General features: G+C 63.9%; 12 protein-coding genes. 7 read left to right on the plus strand and 5 right to left on the minus strand.

Annotated elements, in window-relative coordinates; genetic code table 11:
- Window positions 1-231: 231 nt before the first annotated feature.
- A complete protein-coding gene (locus D2V17_RS11955; RefSeq protein WP_119593121.1) occupies window positions 232-3,558 on the plus strand; it encodes a glycosyl hydrolase in 3,327 nt (1,108 codons plus the stop codon).
- 338 nt (window positions 3,559-3,896) lie between these two features.
- Here D2V17_RS11955 and D2V17_RS11960 read toward each other — a convergent pair whose 3' ends face one another.
- From D2V17_RS11960 to D2V17_RS11980, 5 genes are read right to left on the minus strand one after another with little or no spacing between them, the layout of a single operon-like run.
- Window positions 3,897-6,185 carry an NADP-dependent malic enzyme gene (locus D2V17_RS11960; RefSeq protein WP_119593122.1) on the minus strand — a complete coding sequence of 763 codons (2,289 nt, stop codon included), beginning with the start codon at window positions 6,183-6,185 and terminating at the stop codon, window positions 3,897-3,899.
- Window positions 6,186-6,210: 25 nt separating this feature from the next.
- On the minus strand, window positions 6,211-7,692 hold the full coding sequence (locus tag D2V17_RS11965; RefSeq protein ID WP_245978689.1) for an alginate export family protein: 1,482 nt from the start codon (window positions 7,690-7,692) through the stop codon (window positions 6,211-6,213).
- A gap of 22 nt (window positions 7,693-7,714) precedes the next feature.
- Entirely contained in the window at window positions 7,715-9,064 is a 1,350-nt protein-coding gene (locus D2V17_RS11970) for a dicarboxylate/amino acid:cation symporter (RefSeq protein WP_119593123.1), read from the minus strand.
- Window positions 9,061-9,264, minus strand: coding sequence for a hypothetical protein (locus D2V17_RS11975; RefSeq protein WP_245978690.1), 204 nt, complete (start codon window positions 9,262-9,264; stop codon window positions 9,061-9,063). The genes D2V17_RS11970 and D2V17_RS11975 overlap by 4 nt, the downstream gene beginning before the upstream one ends.
- 17 nt (window positions 9,265-9,281) lie before the next feature.
- Window positions 9,282-11,849, minus strand: a complete 2,568-nt coding sequence (locus D2V17_RS11980; protein ID WP_191229171.1) for a TonB-dependent receptor plug domain-containing protein — start codon at window positions 11,847-11,849, stop codon at window positions 9,282-9,284.
- Window positions 11,850-12,134: 285 nt separating this feature from the next.
- On the opposite strand from D2V17_RS11980, the gene D2V17_RS11985 reads away from it, so the two are divergent.
- The 6 genes from D2V17_RS11985 (at window position 12,135) to D2V17_RS12010 (ending at window position 19,923) form a co-directional block, all read left to right on the plus strand.
- On the plus strand, window positions 12,135-13,811 hold the full coding sequence (locus tag D2V17_RS11985; protein ID WP_119593126.1) for a sensor histidine kinase: 1,677 nt from the start codon (window positions 12,135-12,137) through the stop codon (window positions 13,809-13,811).
- On the plus strand, window positions 13,808-15,133 hold the full coding sequence (locus tag D2V17_RS11990) for a sigma-54-dependent transcriptional regulator (RefSeq protein ID WP_119593127.1): 1,326 nt from the start codon (window positions 13,808-13,810) through the stop codon (window positions 15,131-15,133). Before D2V17_RS11985 ends, D2V17_RS11990 begins: the two co-directional genes overlap by 4 nt.
- A 193-nt stretch (window positions 15,134-15,326) precedes the next feature.
- Window positions 15,327-16,196: an AraC family transcriptional regulator gene (locus tag D2V17_RS11995; RefSeq protein ID WP_119593128.1), complete on the plus strand. Its 870-nt coding sequence runs from the start codon at window positions 15,327-15,329 to the stop codon at window positions 16,194-16,196.
- 97 nt (window positions 16,197-16,293) lie between these two features.
- The gene (locus D2V17_RS12000; RefSeq protein WP_119593129.1) at window positions 16,294-18,465 is read left to right on the plus strand and encodes a TonB-dependent siderophore receptor; all 2,172 of its coding nucleotides are present in this window, start codon (window positions 16,294-16,296) and stop codon (window positions 18,463-18,465) included.
- A gap of 1 nt (window position 18,466) precedes the next feature.
- Complete coding sequence (locus D2V17_RS12005) at window positions 18,467-18,877, plus strand: cupin domain-containing protein (RefSeq protein ID WP_119593130.1); 411 nt, start codon at window positions 18,467-18,469, stop codon at window positions 18,875-18,877.
- Window positions 18,878-18,879: 2 nt separating this feature from the next.
- On the plus strand, window positions 18,880-19,923 hold the full coding sequence (locus D2V17_RS12010; protein ID WP_119593131.1) for a PepSY-associated TM helix domain-containing protein: 1,044 nt from the start codon (window positions 18,880-18,882) through the stop codon (window positions 19,921-19,923).

Raw genomic sequence — 19,923 nt, forward strand, 5'->3', positions numbered from 1 at the left:
AGGAACTATTGGATACCCCTGCCGCTCTCGGTGGACGCATTTCTCGCGGCCGCGCAAGCGCGCCTGGCGATAAGTGTCGCACAGTCATCCACCTTTGCAGAGCACCATGTGCGGAGCCTTGGAGGCGGAGCGGCGGATCGAGAGAACTTCACCTTGATCAGCCATCTCCTGCCGGGGACGTGGTAAGCTTGGGTTCGCAGCGACACCACGTCATATCGGGATAAATCACTCATGAAGTTGATCGGCCTTCTCGCTTGCGCCTCTGTTCTCGCGCTTTTCCCCAGTCCGGCATTCGCCGAGGAATCCGCGCCAGAACTGCAAGAGGGCTTTCAGGAACCTCCGCAGGAAGCGCGCCCGCACCTGTGGTGGCACTGGATGGACGGCAACGTCACTGTTGAAGGTGCCCTCGCAGATCTCGAGTGGATGCATCGCATGGGGATTGGCGGTGTTCATGCCTTCTCCGGGTCTCTCGGCGTGCCAGTGGTGGTGGACGAGCCTGCCCCGTTCATGAGTGAGCGATGGGCGCAGGCGTTCGAGGTGGCCATCGAGCGAGCCCACGAATACGGCATGGAGGTCGTCATTGCCGGTTCGCCGGGATGGAGCCAGACGGGTGGTCCGTGGGTCGCGCCGCAGGACGGCATGAAGAAATATGTCTGGAGTGAGGTCACGCTCGAAGGCGGCCAAAGTGCCGGACGACTTCCCCAGCCGCCAGTTACGACGGGCGACTTTGCCGCTCTCACCGTCCCCTCCGGATGGGGTGAGGCACCGACGGTCACACCCGAGGCCTACGGCGATGCTGCGGTGTTCGCATTCCCGATGCCGGGCGACCGGCTTCCGCTGGCTCACTACGTTTCGGCGGATCAGGGCGAGGAGTTTGCCAGCCTCACTCCCGAACTCAGCCACTCGGTCACCCTACCCTTCACCGAAGGCGAAGATCTGCGATCGGTCGATATCGTTTATGATGAGCCGGTCGAGGTTCATGCCCTGACGATGGCGATGGAGAAGTGGCCGGCCTTCGAAATCTGGGCGGGCGCATCCCCCGATAGCTTGCGCCCCTTGGCCTCCTTTGCCGCGGCTGCGGCTGAGCACCCATCCCCGCAACAGACCTTCGCCCTTCCCGCTACCACCGCTCAGCACTACCGGATCGCTTTCCAACGGCCTCCGGGGCCGCCCCCGCGGCCGGGGCTCCCGCCGCAGTTCTCGCGCGGGGGCGCACCGGATTCGCTGAAAATCTACCGGCTGGAACTGCTTGGCGAAGCGCGCGTGAATCAATTCGAGGCGAAGGCGGGCTTCTCGTCGATTGCCAACTTCGATGACCAGTCACTTCAGCAGGCCAGTTCGACCAGCGCTATCGCCCCTGCAGCAGTAGTCGATCTGACCTCGCGCTTGCAGGCCGACGGCACCCTTGACTGGACCGCGCCCGATAATGGGCGCTGGACGGTAGTCAGGCTGGGATGGTCCCTCACGGGCCAGACCAATGGCCCCGCCGAACCCGAGGCCACGGGCCTTGAGGTGGACAAGCTGGATGCGAGCGCCGTCCACGAGTACATCACAACCCTTCTCGCACTGTACCGCGACAATGCCAATGTCGCGCTTGGGGAAGGCGGGATCAACGCTCTCCTCACCGATAGCTGGGAAGCCGGGGTCCAGAACTGGACGCCCCGGATCCTGTCCGATTTCGAGCGTCTGCGCGGCTACGATCCGCAGCCATGGCTGCCGGTGCTGGTCGGGCGGGTGGTGGTCGATCCAGCCAGCAGCGAGGCGTTCCTGTTCGACTTCCGCCAGACGCTCGAGGATCTTCTGATCGAAAACCACTATGGCACGCTGGCGCGCGTGGCGGGCGAACAGGGGATGACCTATTACACCGAAGCGCAAGGCGATACGCCGCGCGCCATTGTCGATGGTCTTGCGGCCAAGGCTCGGGCAGATATTCCGACAGCCGAGTTCTGGTATCGGCCTTTCGCGACCGACCCCGGCCAGCCGTCACTGATTGCGGATGTCCGCGAGGCGGCTTCGGCAGCGCATATCTATGGCAAGCCATTTGTGGCGGTGGAGGCCTTGACCGTCGCGGCCGGCACCGACCCATGGTCCTTTTCCCCGGCAATGCTGCAACCCGTTGCAGATCGCATCTTTGCCTATGGCGCCAATCGCCTGCTCCTCCACGAATCGACCTCGCAGCCCTTCCTCGACCGCGCACCGGGCCTCAGCCTCGGGTTCTTCGGCCAGTTCCTCAACCGCAACGAGACCTGGGCTGACGAGGCACGTCCGTTCTTCGACTATCTGGCGCGCACCTCGTTCATGCTTCAGCAGGGGCAATACCAAGCCGACATCGCCTATTTCTACGGTGATGAGCAAAGCCTGTCGCAACTCTTCCATCACGACTTCAACACCAATGTGCCCAAGGGATACGGGTACGACTATCTCGATGCGCGGTCGCTGGCACACGAGGTGCACGTGGCCGATGGCCAACTGGTCACCTCGGGCGGCATGGCATACCGCATCCTCTACATGCCATCCCACGTGCGCCACCTGACGATAGCGACGTTGGAGCGCCTGCAATCCCTCGTCGAGCAAGGCGCTACCCTCGTGGCAGACAAGCCGGTCGGGCGTTTCGGCATGGCGGGAACAGAGGCACAGGCGGCGGAAATCATCGACCACCTCTGGGGCGTCGGCACCGGGCAATCCCGCGATGTCGGTCTGGGCCGCGTCTATCCCACGTCGGATCTGGCGCTGGCACTGAAGGCGGAAGGCATCACTCCCGATGTTGCCTTTGCCGGGACATCCGAATTGCTCTCCCTGCACCGCAGATCGGGAGAGACGGATATCTATTATCTCTCGAACCAGGGAGACGAGCCCCTGTCCTTGCCCATCACTTTCCGCGCGACAGGGACGCCGCAGTTGTGGTCAGCCGACAGGGGTGAGACACGTGCCCTGTCGTTCGCGCGGCAGGGGCAGAACACCGAGGTTTCCGTGCCGCTTGATGCAGGGCAATCCGGCTTTGTCGTTTTCCAACCTTCTGCGGCGACCGAGCTGACGCTCAGCGAGCCCAGGACCTTGCGCGAAACACTTCTCGATAACGAATGGGAAGTGGATTTTCAGGCCCAGCGCGGAGGCCCCGAGGAGACGGTCACCTTCGAAATCCTGACGGACTGGAGCGAAAACGCCGATCCGCGCATCCGCTATTTCTCGGGAGCAGCGACATACCGCGCCGATATCGACATTGACGCCGACATGCTGGAATCCGGCACCAGGCTCTACCTCGACCTTGGTGAGGTCAACGAACTGGCCACGGTTTTCATCGATGGACGGGAAGTCGGCACGGCTTGGAAAAGTCCTTACCGTATCGATCTGACCGGGCAGGTTACTGCCGGACAGCACCACCTCGAACTCAAGGTCACAAACCTCTGGGTGAACAGGCTGATCGGCGACAAGCAGGAAGGTGCCAGCCCACTCGCCTTTGCCCCGCAGTCGCCCTACACGGCGGAATCCCCGCTCAGGTCATCCGGTTTGCTTGGGCCTGTTCGACTGGTCCAGACGAGCGAACTTACTCCCGGATAGAGCGCGGTTCTCCTGTTGGGCTGCCCCCCTGACACGTTGCCATCCCATCAAACATCAATCATGAAGTACTCTGCCACCTGAAAACTGGGCACGCAGACTTTCGCTTGACGCCTATGCCTCACTTCCGGCCTTGGCAAACTTGTCCTTCTGGGAAGGGGCTTCAATCAACTTAGGTTCGATAGCGCCCCGCAAGGAGCAGGGGGTCAAAGGGTAGCCCCTCTGCCCCTCGCCCAGCAGATTGGTGATCTTCAGCGCGACTGCAATGATCCTTACCCCCGGCACGAAGGCCAGAACCAGAGACGTCCGGCCTCAGCGCATCGCCGAAAAGAGGCGCCGCCTCAGCCCCCCTCAGCCCCCGCCTTATCCGAAATCGCCTTCGATGTCGCGATGGCGGTGAGATTGACGATGCTCCGCGCCGTTGCCGCCGGGATCAATACATGCAGCGGCTTGGAAAGACCCAGGATCATCGGGCCGATCACTTGCCCGTTGGTCGCGGCCCGCAGCGCGGTGAGCGTGATGTTTGCGGCGTCGAGACTGGGCATGATCAGCAGGTTGGCAGAGCCGGTGAGCGGGGAATCCGCGACCAGCCGGTCACGCAGCGGCTGTGCCAGAGCAGCGTCGGCATGCATCTCGCCATCGACCGCAAAGTCCAGATCGGCTGCGTTCAGAAGCTGCATCGCCTCGCGCATCTTGCGGGCGCTCTTGCTGTTGGATGCGCCATAGTTGCTGTGCGACAGCAGCGCGGCCTGCGGCTCCAGCCCGAACCGCCGCACTTCCGTCGCCGCCAGCCGGGTCATCTCGGCCAGCTGCGCCGCGTCGGGGTCCGGTATCATGTGCGTGTCCGCAATGAACATGGTCCCGGCGTCGATGATCAGCGCTGTGAGAGCGTAGGCCCGCGTCGCGTTCACACTGCGCGGGATGATCGGCAGCACCAGCCGGACCTGCTCCCACCAGTCTCCATTGCCGCCGACGATAGCGGCATCGACATGGCCCTGTTCGAGCAGCATCGCCGCGGCGACGGACGGTCGCCGATAGACGCGACGTTCCGCATCGGCCACCGTCACCCCACGGCGACCGGACAGCGCGCGATATGGCGCGATAAGGCTGTGAAGCAACGGCCCGCCTTCTTCGGGATCGACGATCTCGACATCCTGATCGAGCCGCCAGCGCAGGCCAAGTTCAGCCAGCCTGTCCTCGATAACCCGGCGTCGCGCCACGATGACAGGCCGGGCTAGTCCCTCATCGACGACGGTCTGGATCGCACGCATGACCCGCTCGTCTTCCCCCTCGCCATAGGCCACGCGCGCGCAGCTTCTCCGCGCCGCGGCAAAGACGGGAAGCATCAGGTGCCCCGAGCGCCAGCTGCGCTGCTCGATATCGCGACGATAATCCTCGATGTCGGCAATCGGCCGGCGGGCAACACCCGTCTGGATCGCCGCGCGGGCGACAGCGGGCGTCACCTCAAGGATCAGGCGCGGATCGAAGGGCACGGGAATGATGTAGTCCGGCCCAAATTTGGGCGGGCGACCGCTGTAGGCCGTCACCACCGCTTCGGGCGCCGGTTGCCGCGCCAGTGCGGCGATCGCGTCAACCGCCGCGATCTTCATCGCCTCGTTGATCTGCGTCGCGCCGACATCGAGCGCGCCGCGAAAGATGAAGGGGAAGCACAGGACGTTGTTGACCTGGTTCGGGTAGTCCGAGCGGCCCGTCGCCACGATCGCATCGGGCCGCGCCGCCTTGACCAGTTCGGGCAGGATTTCCGGCTCCGGGTTGGCCAGCGCCAGGATGATCGGCTTGTCGGCAAGGCGCTCAAGCCATTCCGGCTTCAGCACGCGCGGGGCCGAAAGGCCGAGGAAAACATCGGCACCGTCCAGCACATCGGCCAGGGTCCGGGCATCGGTCTGCCGGGCATAGCGCGCGAGGTTGGGCGCCATCCCCTCCCGGTCGGCCCGGACGACACCATCCTTGTCGGTCAGCGTCACGTTCCCGATCGGCAGCCCCATCGCCACCAGCAAGTCCACACAAGCAAGGGCCGCCGCCCCCGCGCCCGATGTCACCAGCTGAATATCCTCCAGCCGCTTGCCTTGCAGGATGAGAGCATTGCGGACCGCCGCGGCGACGACGATTGCGGTGCCATGCTGATCGTCATGAAAGACCGGGATCTTCATCCGTTCGCGCAGGCGGCGTTCGATCTCGAAGCACTCCGGCGCCTTGATGTCTTCGAGATTGATCCCGCCGAAGGTCGGCTCAAGCAGCGCAACGGCCTCGACGAATTTGTCCGGGTCGGTGGTATCGACCTCGATATCGAACACGTCGATGTCGGCGAACTTCTTGAACAGGACGGCCTTGCCTTCCATCACCGGCTTTCCGGCAAGGGCGCCGATATTCCCCAGCCCGAGCACCGCGGTTCCGTTGGAGATCACCGCAACGAGGTTGCCCCGCGCGGTATAGTCCAGCGCCTTGTCCGGATCGACCGCGATCGCTTCGCACGGCGCCGCAACGCCGGGGGAATAGGCGAGCGCCAGATCGCGCTGGGTCGCCATCCGCTTGATCGGCTCGACCGACAGTTTGCCGGGCCTTGGCCACCGGTGGTAGTCAAGTGCCGCCTTCCTGACATCGTCGTCCATCTGAACCCTTTCGCTTAGTTTGTTCCTAGAACCGGAACGACAGCCATGTGGCCATGAAGTCTGAGCTACGATAGCCGGCCTGTGTCAATGCCGGACCAGCCGCAAAGTGCTCATATCGTCCGGTCATGGTGAGCCGGGGCGTGATCGTCCAGACTGCTTGCAACCGGGCGAGATTTCCGACCCTGGCTTGAGCCACGTCCTGCGTTCCGGCGAAAGGCTGGCCGTTTGCGCGGTAAACCGCGTCGTGCACCGTGGCTCGCCAGGCAAGCTCATATTCCGCCGTGAGGCGCAGCCGCTTGACCGGCGATAGCGTCACGTTCGGCGAAACCGCAATCAGGTTGGAGGGCATCAAAAACAGCCCGTAGCTGTAGTAGATGTTGCTGCCGAAGGGGGTGTAGGCATTGCGCAGATTGCCCTCGCCATAGCCCCCTCCACCGCTCGCATAGTCCAGATGAATGCCAACCGTGGGTGCCGACCGCGCCGGGGCGACGCGCCACGTCTGGGCCAGGAAGACCTGCCATGCGTCGATGTCCTGCTCCATGAAGCGACCCCACTGGCGATTGACCGTCCAGTCCATCGTTAGCCGCCCCGCCGTGCCCCAAAGGCGGGCACCGAGAAAATGGCGCGTGGCCGGTCCAACACGGCCACCCCAGGTGCCGACGCGGTTACGCCGACGCCACAGGAACGGGTCGAGATACAGCCTGGAACCGCCGAACCATCGCTCGGGCAGGACTATCCCGGCGGTAATGCCCGAGAAGCGCCGCTCCGGATCGGGCTCATCGTCGGCGGCGCTGAGATCGCCATATTGCGTCGGCCGAAAGTCGAACAGGTCGATGCGCACTTTCGATCCGCGCGCCCAGGCCCGCCAGCCGTTAAGCGTATAGCGGATTGTATTGTTATCGCGCTGCGACACCAGAAGACCGGGACCATCGGTGAATTCCTGACGTCCGTAACGTAGCCCTACATCCACACCGCCGACATCGGCATCGCCTTCGACAAACAACTGCTGGACGGCGATCTCATTGCGCAGTGTTGCGGGCGGCGCGCCGAGATTCACACCGGAAATACCGCCATGGGCGATCTCGCCGAACACCCGCAGATTCGGCCCCAGATGCAAGTCAGCTCCGGCGACCAGTCGGCGGATGTCCTGTCGCTGTGCCGGGGCATCGCGCAAATTGGGGTTGGTCGTGTGGTTGACCCGCAAGCGCACCTCGCCCGAAAGGGTGAGATAGGTCCGGTGGTCGGGATCGAACGAAATGCACTTGAGCCGGTCGATCGGATCGCCCTGCTCGTCCGCGTGGCACAGGGCGCTCCAGTCCTCAGCCCAGCGCGAAAGACTGTACCCATCGACGGTCGAACCATTGCCAGCCGCCGCAGACGGGTACGGGGTGACGACGGGCTGGACGGAAGCCCGCGTCGTCGCGGGCTGATCCTGGGGCGGCGGTGTTGCAGGCTGCGTTGCTGGCGTTGCAATCACCGCCGCAGCGAGCGGAAGGAGGGGCCACATCATTGAATAATCGAGCCGCCGCCTATTCGGCGGCGACCCGGTCTGCAGGAAGCTCATCGATGCGCGGAGCGCGACCCGCAAGGGCATCATCGAGCATTTCCCGGTCCAAACGGCCTTCCCATCGCGATACCACGATCGTCGCCACCGCATTGCCGATGAAGTTGGTCAGGCTCCGGCACTCGGACATGAAGCGGTCCACGCCGAGGATCAGCGCCATCCCCGCCACCGGCACCGAAGGCACGATGGAGAGCGTCGCGGCAAGGGTAATGAACCCGGCCCCGGTCACGCCCGCCGCTCCCTTCGAAGAGAGCATGGCCACGCCGAGCAACAGGATCTGCTCGCCGATCGTCAGTTCGACATTGCAGGCCTGCGCGATAAACAGCGCCGCCAATGTCATGTAGATATTCGTACCGTCGAGATTGAAGCTGTAGCCGGTCGGAACGACCAGGCCGACCACCGACTTGGGGCAACCGGCACGCTCCATCTTCTCGATCAGGCTGGGCAGCGCGCTTTCCGAGGAAGAGGTGCCAAGCACCAGCAACAACTCGGCCTTGAGATAGGCGATCAGCCGGAAGATCGAGAAACCGGCCCATCGGCTGATCGCGCCGAGCACGACGATCACGAACAACAGCGAGGTCAGGTAGAAGGTCGCGACCAGAGCCGCGAGGTTGGCCAGCGTGCCGACGCCATAGGCGCCAACGGTGAAGGCCATCGCGCCGAACGCACCGATCGGCGCGGCGCGCATCAGGATTGCCACCACCTTGAACATCGCCAGCGACACGTCGTCCAGCGCGGACAGCACCCGCGCGCCGCGGTCGCCGATCAGAGCGAGCCCGATGCCGAACAGGATGGCGACGAACAGGGTCTGAAGGATGTTTCCATCGGTCAATGCCGAGAGGAAAGTGTTCGGTATCACTTCAAGCAGAAACCCGGTGAGCGTTGCCTCATGTGCCTTGGCGGCATATTCGGCAACCTTGCCGCCATCGAGCGTCGCGGGATCGATGTTGAGCCCTGCCCCCGGTTGCACCACATTCGCGATGATCAGCCCGATGATCAGCGCCAGCGTCGAGAAGAACAGGAAATAGGCGAAGGCCTTTCCTGCCACCCGGCCGACCGACGCAAGGTCGCGCATACCCGCGATGCCGGTCACGATGGTGAGGAAAATCACCGGTGCGATGATCATCTTGACGAGCTTGATGAAAGCATCACCAAGCGGTTTGAGTTGCTCGCCTGTCTCGGGCGCGAAATGGCCCAGCAGCACGCCTGCGGCGATAGCAACCAACACCTGGATATAGAGGTGGCGATACCAGGGCCGCGGCGAAGCTTCGCGCGCGGCCTCAGTGGTCTCTTTCGTGGTTCCGATGGAGATCATTGGGTCAGTTCTGCATAGCGAGCGCGCATCCGGTCGATGACCGACTGCTTCACGGGTTTGCCATCTCGAAGCTTGTACCAGCTGTGCTGGCTGATCCGGTAGGTCTGCATTACGCCTTCCTGTGTCACCGTCGGAAGCGCACGGCGTAGCCGACTGAACTCCTCCGGACTGATAGTTGCCATGTTGAGTATGCGTGCCACGATGTCGCGCTCCTGCTTCAGAATTTCACGCTGGCGGTGATGAAATAATAGGCGCCGTTGAACCCGAACTGGTTGGCGTTGCGGGTATAGGGCGTCTGGCCATCGGAATAGGACGCGGCCTGTCCGATGTCGCCGTCGCGGGTGTTGTTCCACTTGTCGGGATAGACGTCGAAAATGTTGTTGGCGCCGGCCGTCAGCGAGAACGTGTCGGTGAAAGCATAGCTCAGGGTCAGATCGATCAGTGTCTTGCCACCGAATGTCTGCAGGCAGCGGTTATTGTCGTCGCAGGCGACATTGTCGTCCTGCCCGCTGAGACCGGTGGAGAAGGCCTTGACGTTGCCGAAGTACGATGCCCGGACACCGAAGTTGACCCTGTCCCACGCATAGTTGGCAGAGGCCAGGATCTTGGTGCGCGGCTGGGCCACTTCGATAAGCTCTGTCGCGGTCTGGCCGAGGAGCTTGATCTGCTGGGCGGCCGGTGATGCGCCAACAAGAATGGGCGCCGGCGTATCGCGTTGGCGAAGCACCTCAGTCTCGGCATGGCTGCCAGCCAAAGTGAGGGTCAGATCCTGATCATCGCCGATAGCGGTTTTGTAGGTGAGAACAACGTCGACACCGCGTGTCCGTGTGTCGATCTGGTTGGTGAAGAACCGGATCTCCCGCGCCTCCGGGAACAGCGCCGCCACGGATGGGTACAGCGCGGTCTGCAGGCGCTCGGTGATGACGATGCGATCCTTGATGTCGATCTGGAAACCGTCGATCGTCATGGTCACCCGGCCGCCCAGCACGCCCGGGAAGTCACCGGTCAGGCCAAGTGCATAGCTGTCGGAAATTTCCGCCTTGGGCTGGGGCACACCAAGTGTCGCGAGGCGCGGATCGTCGCTGGACACCTGCTTGGTGATAAGGATCTGGTTGTTCTGGACAGTCGAGGTGTTGACCCGGCTTCCGGTCTGCTGGAGCGACGGAGCACGAAAACCGCGATTGTACGAACCGCGCAGCGCGAGAGCATCGGTCAGCTTGTAGCGACCGGCAAGCTTGCCGGAGAGATTGCTGCCGAAGTCGGAGTAGTTCTCGAAGCGAAGTGCGGCCGCGAACAGGAGCCTGTCGTTGAACTCCGCCTCGGCATCGACATAGGCGCCGATGCTGTGGCGGCTGACGTCGTTCTCGTCGGCCGGTGCATAACCGGGCCGCCCGTTTGCGCCAGGCGCCTTGCCGGAGGTCGCCAGCGGACCGACCGCATAGGAGGCCGGATCGCCGCGCGTTACAACGAAGTTGTCGCGTCGATATTGTGCGCCGAAGGCGATGTTCAGGCTCTCGCCGATAAAGCCGACCGGGCCGAAGTCCTTGGACGCGTTGAAGTCGCCGGTCCACTGATTGAACGCCGTGCGCCCGATGTAGAAGTCGGTCGGGCTGGCGTCGCCGAGCGAGGCATTGACCGTATTATGCGCGTTCTGGTCGAGATGATTGGCGCCATACCCACCACTCAGGTCCAGATTCCATCCCGCCAGTTCGGTGTTGACGCCGACGACTGCCGACCAGTCGACCGAGGTGCCGGGCAGGATCGGGACATAGCCGTCCGGGTAAATCCCCAACGAAGAGTTGGATGTGACGGCAGCCGAGCGGAAGAAACCAAAGGCCCGGATATCCTTCCGGCTGTAGCCGCCGAAAGCATAGATGTTGGTGTCTTCGGCGACCGGATAGGATGCGTTGACGAAAGCCTGATATGTGCGATTGCGATTTGCGCCATAATTGCCGACGACAAATGGCGTCTGCGGATAGACACCGCGATCGGCTCGGGGATTGGCAGTACTATAGGGAAAGGCAGCGGTCGGCCCGGTGACCGCATAGCTGGCGGGCGTCGCCGGGTAGAGCGTCCCCGTGTAGGTATCCGACCGGTTGGTGCCCTCGAACCCGAAATATTCGAGCGTGTAGTTGATGAAGCCGCCGTTGTCGCCAAGCTCGATGCCGTGGTTCAGGCTGATCTTGTTGGTGAAGCCATCGCCCTCCCGGTAGATGCCGCCGTTCACGTCGAGGTTGCCGCCGATCTGGTCGTTCAGCACGATGTTGACGACACCGGCGATCGCGTCGGAACCGTATTGGGCTGCCGCGCCGTCGCGCAGCACCTCGGTGCGCATCACCGCGCCGGTGGGGATCGAGTTCAGGTCGGTCACGACCGTGCCGAGGCCCGGTGCAACGTTGAGATTGATGGCCGAGAACTGGTGGCGACGTTTGCCGTTGACGAGCACCAGCACCTGATCGGGCGCGAGGCCGCGCAGCGAAGCCGGATCGGCGAAGTTGGTCGCGCCGTTGACACCATATTTGGCGGAATTGAACGACAGCGAAGTGAACTGGATCTGCTGGCCAAGATCGATCTGACCGGTCGCGCGCATTTCGGTGCTGGTCACGACATCGACCGCAACCGGGCGATCGACATCGGATCGCGACCTGCCGCGCGAGCCGATCACGGTGATCTGCGTGACGTCATCGTCTTGGGCGGACGCATCGGATGTGGCAGCCTCTGGCATGTCCGATGCCGGGGATGGGTCTGCGGCGTCCTGTGCGAAGGCCGGGAATGCAGCAGCCATCGCTGTGCCTACCATTAACGTACGAACAAATTGACCTCTCATTGCCTTGCCCCTCTCCATTTCTCACCAGCCCTGAGGGCCGCGTGACGATTGTTTTAAGTTCCCGCCCTCTCTTGGGGCGTCGTACTCCTAAATTTGCGCGCATCGGCGCCTGACGCAACGGCGGATGGCAAACTTAATATTATTCTATATTTCAATGTCTTACTACAAAACCCTTTCGTCGTATGGGCAAAATTCCAGCCATGTCATGTTGCGCCATGGGCAATAATTCGCCACGCTGCATTCATGTCGAGTCGCCCCCTGCCCTTGTTCGTTCGACTGGCTGGAGCCGGGGTCGCGGCGCTTGTGCTTGTCGGGATGCTCTATGCGTCGGGCCGGGTCGCGACGACGCAGGCGATCGACAGCGAATCCCGGCGGGCGGAAGCATCCTCGATCCTGCTTGCATCCAGTTTCCGGCGTGAACTCGACAAGTTCCGCCTCGTCCCGATCGTCCTTGCCGACGACCGCGAAACCCGCGATGCCTTGTCGACCCGCGACCCCGCGCGGCTCGCACAGCTTAACCGCAAGCTCGAAGCCCTGAGCGACGAGACCCGCGCCGCCGAAGTCTATCTGCTGGATGCCCGCGGAGTGACCGTGGCGGCGAGCAACTGGCAGAGCGAGGACAGCTTCGTCGGCGACGACTATTCGTACCGTGCCTATTATCGCGATGCGATGCGGGCGGACGATGCGCAGCAATTCGCGCTGGGGCAGCGCAGCCGCCGTCCGGGCCTGTACATTTCGAAGCGGGTGATGGACGGCGACCGCATACTGGGCGTCTTCGTCGTCAAGGTCGACTTTTCGTCGGTGGAGCGCGAATGGCGCGAGACGGCGACAACCGCCTTCGTTACCGATGATCGCGGCATCATTCTCGTTTCGGCCACGCCCGAGTGGCAGTTCCAGACAACCCGGCCCCTCTCGGATGAAGAACGAACCAGAGCGCGGCGATTGCTCGATTACGGCGAGGTGCCTCTGGTCCAGAACCGGCTCTATGCCACGGGAGAAGTCGCACCGGTCGGGGCGGCTTCACGCGCCTTCGACTATGTCGAGGCCAGCGAGGATGTGGGAAAGGGCTGGAAGGTGCACGTGCTCGCTCCGATCGGGCCTGCCATCGCCGAGGCGGTCGCCTTTGCGCACCTGGCCGTGGCGATCGCTGCGGTGGCTCTGGCCGCGCTGTTCCTGCTCTGGCGCGTCCATCGGCGCGGTGTGGCAGCCAGGATCGAACGCGAGGCCAATACGCGGCTGACGGACCTGCGTGAGCAGCTCGTCCAGGCCAACAAGCTGGCCACGCTCGGCCAGATCACGGCTGGCGTGGCGCACGAAGTCAACCAGCCTCTCGCGGCCATCTCGGCCTATACCTCGAATGCCCGGACCCTGCTCGAACGGGACAAGCGCGACGATGCGATAGCAGCGATCGATCAGATTGGCGCCCTGACCGAGCGCATCGGGCTGATCACACGCGAACTGCGCGGTTTCGCACGGCGCGCATCGGGTGAGATCGGCCCCGTAGCGGTTGAGGAAGCTCTTGCGGGCACGGCGCTGCTGTTGCGGGACCGGCTGCGCATGCGCGGCGCGGAGTTTGTCACCACCGGTTCGGCCATCGCGGTGCGGGCGGAGCGGGTCCGGCTGGAGCAGGTGCTGGTCAACCTCGTGCAGAATGCGCTGGACGCCGGAGCACGGACGATCACCGCCACGGTCAAGGAAAACGGCGATCGTGTCGCGATCACGGTTGCCGACGATGGCGCCGGGCTATCCGATGACATGCGGGCAACACTCTTCATGCCCTTCAAGACATCCAAACAGAACGGGCTCGGTCTCGGTCTGGTGATCTGCCGTGATATCATCGCGGATTTCGGCGGCACTCTCAAAGCCAACACGCCCGCCGTGGGGGCGGAATTCGTTATCGATCTGGAGCGGGCGCGATGAACAAGGTTCTCTTCGTGGACGACGACGACGATCTGTGCCGGGCCTCCGTACAGTCGCTCTCTCTCGCCGGTTTCGACGTGGATTGCGTCCAAAGCGCCGGCGAGGCGCTTGGAGCGATCGACGCGGGTTTTGACGGGGTCGTGGTCAGCGACATCCGCATGCCCGGCATGGACGGCCTGGAATTGCTCGACCGGATTGTCGCGCTCGATCCCGACATGCCGGTCATCCTCATCTCGGGGCATGTCGACGTGCCCACCGCGATGGGCGCCCTGCGCTGCGGCGCTTACGACGTGCTGGAAAAGCCCTATTCGGCCGAACAGCTTGTCGCTGCGGTCGAGCGCGCGCTGGAGCGCCGGCAACTGGTGACCGAGAATCGGCGCTTGCGTCAGACGACGACTCCCGACGCCGACGACAGCCCTCTTTTCGGCCACTCGCCCGCCATGGTGCAGCTGCGGCGAACCATCGCACAGGTCGCGCCCATCGGCGTCGATGTTCTGATTCAGGGCGAGACGGGCACCGGGAAAGGTCTGGTCGCCGAGATGCTGCATGCCGCATCGCGCCGCCGCGGGCAGCTGATGACGGTGGACTGCGGCGCCCTGCCCGCCGGCCTTGTGGAGGCGGAGCTGTTTGGCAGCGTGGCTGACGGCCTGCCGGGCAGCCGGATGCCGCGCACCGGGCGGATCGAGCAGGCCAGTCGCGGCACCCTCTTTCTGGACGATATCGACGCGCTGGGAAACGGCGTGCAACTCGGCCTGCAGCGTGTGCTTGAGCACCGCGAGGTCACGCCCATCGGCGCCACCTCGGCGCGGCCAGTCGATTTGCGCGTCGTATCGGCCAGCAGCGTGGACCTGGAGGAAGCAGCCCGAGAGGGAAAGTTCCGGATGTCGCTCTTCTATCGGCTGAACAGCGTGACGCTTCGCCTGCCCCCCTTGCGGGAACGGCGCGAGGACATCGTGCCGCTCTTCCGCCGCTTCGTGGTCCAGACCTCTGCGCGGCTGGGGATCGATCCCCCGGCGCTGGAAGCGCGCACGTTCCGCCATCTCGAAAAGCACGACTGGCCGGGGAATGTCCGCGAACTGCTGCGATTTGCGGAGAACTTTGCGCTCGGGCTGGATGACAGCGGCCCTCGCGAACCCTCTTTGCTGGAGGAGACCGATCTGAAGAGCCGTCTGGAGGCGTTCGAGACCGAACTGATCGAGGAAGCGCTTACTGCGGCGGCTGGAGATGTTTCGCGGGCATGCGCGGCCCTCAAACTCCCGCGCAAGACATTCTACTACCGTCTGCAAAAGCTCGGCGTCGATCTGGCCCGCTTCCGCAGCTGATCCCAGCCGTGCCAGCGGCCACAAGGCGAGGCAGACAGCAATCCTTGTGCCGCGGCATCCCGTACGAAATGCCGCAAGAGAGCGATCAAATCGGTTCCTCAACGGCGGTGCTACTTTTGGATCGACAAACCGCATCTGAGTTGCGATTACGTCGCAATAGCGAAGCTGCCACCTGTCGAACCGAGAACCACGCATGATCAGCGCCCCGCCGTTGCCAACCCGTCCCCCAACCTGGACCAGCGAACCAACGCCCGGCATCCATCTGAGCGGCGGCACACAATGTTTTCGCGCCGCGCAGCAGGCTCAGGAACATCTCGGGCCGGGCCTGAAACTGGCCTTGCTCATCGAAGGCAGTTTCTCGCTTGATGTGGACGATCATGCGGGTGCAATTGTGCCCGCAGGCACCAGCAGCCTTTTCGTCAGCCGCGATAGCTGGCGGCTAGACCACCATTTCGCGGAGGGCATGCGGCTACAGTATCTCACGCTTTTTCTCGAAGCCGGACTAGTCGAGGATTTGCTCGAACAGGATCTCCCCGAAAGCGTTGAGCGTGGCAGCATATTTCACACCACGCGCAGCACGCCGCGCGCGATGGGAAGCCTTGCCACCAGCATCCTCCACCGCCCCTTTCACGGTGCCGCCGGTCGATTGCACAATTCGGGCAAGGCTCTTGAGCTGGCGGCGCTTGCGGTCGAGACCATTGCAGGACGCCTTCCCCACAGCCAGCCTTCGCTTGCCAATGCCAGTGAGGTGCAGCGGCTCCATGACCTGCGTGATTATCTCGACAATCATTGGCGCCATGCGCCCAGCGTCGATGTGCTGGCGCGCCAGTTCGGCTTCGGTCACCGAAAAATGACGGCCGGATTTCGGCGCCTGTTCGGCTCAAGCATCACCGAATATCTGCGCGAACTGCGCTTGCGGGAGGCCTGGCACCTGTTGGATAGCGGGATGTCCGCCACGCTGGCGGCAGAGCAGACCGGCTACACCCTGCCCCACTTCACGGTCGCCTTCACCCGCCGCTTTGGCGTCACGCCGGGAAGCCTTTCGCGCCACGGCATGAACTGACCGCATTTCGAAAGATCTTTACCGGCAATCGAAAAGACAGGACGCGCCGCCACGCCTAGAGCATCTATTGATAATCATTCGCATCAATCGAGGCTCTATGTCCGTTCCACGCATACCGGGGCTGCGCGCCGGCACTTCCCTTTCCGTCCTTCTCCTGGCGCTGGCAGCGCCATCCGTCGCAAGTGCCAGCGATCGGGCTGACGATGACGTGCCTGCCAATGTCATCATCGTGACCGCAGCCATGCCGGAGGGTGTCGGCATCGGCACCCGATTGCCGCTGACCATTGCCGAAACGCCGCAAACCATCAGTATCATCGACCGCAAACGGCTCGATGAGCAGCACCTCGTCACGCTCGACGATGTGATGACCAATGCGCCCGGCGTGACGGTCCAGCCGGGCACGCGCCTGCGCACCGCCTATTATTCGCGCGGCTTCGTGATCGACACGCTCAATTTCGACGGCATCCCGACATCGGGCTGGAACGAAGCCGTCAACACCGAAGACATGGCGATCTACGACAGGGTGGAACTGCTGCGCGGCGCGAGCGGGCTGCTGCAGGGCACCGGCAACCCCTCGGGCACCATCAATCTGGTGCGCAAGCGGCCCGGTCGCGACCTGTCGGCCAATGCCACGCTGAGCGCCGGAAGCTGGAGCAACTTTCGCGCCGAGGGCGACGTCAGCATTCCGCTCACCAGCGGCGGCGACCTCAGGGCCCGCGCGGTCGGTGTGGTCGAAGATCGCGACTATTATTACGACGTTGGCCACCGCAACAAGGTGCTCGGCTACGGCACGCTGGAGTGGAACGTCACCCCGCGCACCGTGCTCGCCGCGACGATCAAGTGGCAGGATGTCCGCGATGACGGCACCTATATGGGCGTGCCGCGCTACAGCGACGGCGGAGCGCTCGATCTGCCCCGTTCGCGCTACACCGGCGCGGACTGGTCGGAGCGCAACTGGAACAACACGCAGCTGTTCGCCGAGTTGCGCCACGATTTCGGCAATGACTGGGAAGCGCGGTTAGCCGTCAGCCGGATCGATGGCGACAGCGACATGACCTACGCCAGCGCCTATGGCGCGGTGGACCGCGCGACCGGCCTCGGTCCGATCCTCTATGGCGGCTCCTACGATTTCGACAACCGCGAGACCGATCTCGACGGCTATGTCTCTGGCGGGTTCGACCTGCTCGGCCAGCGTCACCAGATCCTGATCGGCGGCAACTATTGGGACGGCCATACCCGGCAGGTCTCTTATGACCTGCCCGGCATGTTCGGCCCGGTGAACCTGTTCGCCGACCGACCGGTGACGGTGCCCAGACCCGACACCCGGACATGGGCGGGCGAACAGACCACCGACACCAAGCAATATGGCGGATATGCCGTGCTGCGCCTGAAGCTGGCCGAGCCGCTGACGCTGATCGGTGGCGGCCGCCTGAGCTGGTGGGAGACGGAAACCGTGCGCCGCGCCAGCATCGGCGGGCCGCTCACTCCGACAGGGCGTTATCAGGTCGACAGCGAGTTTACGCCCTATGGCGGCCTGGTCTGGAAGCTGGGCGGCCCGTTCTCGTTTTACGCCAGCTACAGTTCGATCTTCACGCCGCAGAGCAACCTGACCCATGACGGCGAGGTCATCGACCCGATGACCGGTAACAATATCGAGGCTGGCCTCAAGGGAAGCTGGTTCCGCGACAAGCTCAACGCATCCATCGCGCTGTTCCGTATTCGCCAGAACAACCGGGCACAGCTCGATCCCGACTATCCCTGCGCCCCCGGATCGACCTGCGCCTACATCGCCGATGGCGAAGTGGAGAGCAAAGGGATCGACGCCGAAATCCAGGGCGAACTGGCCGAGGGCTGGAGCATTCAGGCGGGCTATACCTATACCGACACCGAATATCTGCGTGACCGTACAGCGGCAGGCGATCCAAGCGGCAATCAGGGACAACAGTTCTCCACAATCACGCCCGCCCACATGGTGAAGCTCTGGACGCATTACCGGGTTCCGGCGCTCGATGGGCGGCTCGGCGTCGGAGCGGGCGTGAACTGGCAGAGCAGCTTCTACGTTACCTCGGGCGGGGTGCGGATGACGCAGGGCAGCTACGGTGTGGTCGATCTGCGGGTCGACTATGCGCTCACGCCGGGCATCGACCTCGCGCTCAACGCCAGGAACCTGTTCGACAAGACCTACTTCGCCGCCCTCGGCGGGACCGCGTGGAACAACTGGTATGGCGAACCCCGCAGCGTGATGGCCACCCTCAGGGTGAGGTACTGACATGGCCATCACACTGTTCGACCCGCTCGACACGCTGGTCCGCCTCGACGCCGAGGCGCGCAAGGCTTCTCCCCTGCCCCGTTCGCCCGAGGCCTGGAGAGAGATCAACACATCGCATGGAGAACGGGTGATCGGCATGTTCGCGCCGGTCGATCCGCAGGACCTGCATCCCGAGAAGTGGGAAATGCACCCGCATGGCGATGAGCTGCTTTTTCTGCTCGAAGGCGCAATCGATGTCGTGCTCGGTGACGACGACGGGCACGATCAAGCGCCACTCGCCCTGCGTGCCGGACAGGGCTGTCTTGTGCCGGTGGGCACCTGGCACCGGCTGTTGCTGCGCGAACCGTCGCGGCTGATGTTCGTGACACCGGCGGGCGGAACGCGGATGCGGCCATGGCGTGATGGTGCGTAACGATGCGCGCCGCTCTCTGGAAGGTTCACCGCTGGATCGGGCTGGCCTGCCTTGCGCCCTTTCTGATCCTGACGCTGACGGGCATCGGCCTTCTCCTCCTGCCGGCATGGCCCAAGGGAGCAGCCAGCCCGCTCGCTCCCGCCGGGATCGACAGGGCCGTGGCCGAGGCGAACCATTGCTTTCCGCAAGCGCAGATCGGCCTGATCATGCCGGGCCTGTCTCCGGCCAAGGAGTGGACGCTCGCCTTGCGCGAAGGAGACGGGATTGGCCGGACCCTCACCTTCGATCCGCGCGATGGCCGCGTTCTCGCCGAGGCGCGCAGCGGGTCGTCGCTGCGCGATATCCTGCTGGACCTGCACAACAGCCTGCTGATCGGTCTGCCCGGCAAGCTGGTCATGCTCGCCGCCTCGCTGGGGCTGCTGACGCTTGCCATAACCGGCCTTGCGATCATGCGCCGCCGCTTGCGGGTGCTGCGCCGCGCGCCATGGCATGGGGCCTATCCGCTTGCCTCGCTGCACAAATGGACCGGCCTTGTCGCGCTGGCCTTCCTGCTGCTGCTGAGCGTGACCGGCGCGATGCTGCTGGCGTTCAAGACGCTCGGTGACTTGCGATCCGGGCCGGAGCGTTCCGCTCCGCGGGCGATCGAACAGGTCCGCCCGGATAACCTTGCGGCAATGACGTCGACGGCGCTGGCGCTGCACCCCGGTGCGGAAATTCAGGGCATCATGCCGGGCGGCGGTGATGGCCCCGTCGCGATCATGCTGCTCGATCGCAGCGCTGCGCCCTGGGCCAAATCGCGCACGCTGATGCTCGACCGGCAGAGCGGCCAGCCCCTGCCCGCCCGTCCGGTGCCCGCCTTCATGCAGGTGATGATCGCCGCCAAGTCGCTCCACACCGGCCTGTGGAGCAGTGCGGCAGTGCGCGGTCTCTACCTCGCCTGCGCCCTGTTGTGCGGGGTTCTCGCCTGTTCCGGCCTGTTTCTGTGGCTGCAACGCCGACGCCTGCGCCGCTCCCTTCCCTCTGCAAGCAAAGCTGCCCACTCATGA

Source organism: Aurantiacibacter xanthus (assembly GCF_003584015.1).
GTDB lineage: Bacteria > Pseudomonadota > Alphaproteobacteria > Sphingomonadales > Sphingomonadaceae > Alteraurantiacibacter > Alteraurantiacibacter xanthus.

Excerpts from the sequence above, each read along its gene's own strand:
- D2V17_RS11955 (WP_119593121.1), top strand. The coding sequence starts at position 232 with ATGAAGTTGATCGGCCTTCTCGCTTGCGCCTCTGTTCTCGCGCTTTTC.
- D2V17_RS11960 (WP_119593122.1), bottom strand. The coding sequence starts at position 6,185 with ATGGACGACGATGTCAGGAAGGCGGCACTTGACTACCACCGGTGGCCA.
- D2V17_RS11965 (WP_245978689.1), bottom strand. The coding sequence starts at position 7,692 with ATGTGGCCCCTCCTTCCGCTCGCTGCGGCGGTGATTGCAACGCCAGCA.
- D2V17_RS11970 (WP_119593123.1), bottom strand. The coding sequence starts at position 9,064 with ATGATCTCCATCGGAACCACGAAAGAGACCACTGAGGCCGCGCGCGAA.
- D2V17_RS11980 (WP_191229171.1), bottom strand. The coding sequence starts at position 11,849 with ATGGCTGCTGCATTCCCGGCCTTCGCACAGGACGCCGCAGACCCATCC.
- D2V17_RS11985 (WP_119593126.1), top strand. The coding sequence starts at position 12,135 with ATGTCGAGTCGCCCCCTGCCCTTGTTCGTTCGACTGGCTGGAGCCGGG.
- D2V17_RS11990 (WP_119593127.1), top strand. The coding sequence starts at position 13,808 with ATGAACAAGGTTCTCTTCGTGGACGACGACGACGATCTGTGCCGGGCC.
- D2V17_RS11995 (WP_119593128.1), top strand. The coding sequence starts at position 15,327 with ATGATCAGCGCCCCGCCGTTGCCAACCCGTCCCCCAACCTGGACCAGC.
- D2V17_RS12000 (WP_119593129.1), top strand. The coding sequence starts at position 16,294 with ATGTCCGTTCCACGCATACCGGGGCTGCGCGCCGGCACTTCCCTTTCC.
- D2V17_RS12005 (WP_119593130.1), top strand. The coding sequence starts at position 18,467 with ATGGCCATCACACTGTTCGACCCGCTCGACACGCTGGTCCGCCTCGAC.
- D2V17_RS12010 (WP_119593131.1), top strand. The coding sequence starts at position 18,880 with ATGCGCGCCGCTCTCTGGAAGGTTCACCGCTGGATCGGGCTGGCCTGC.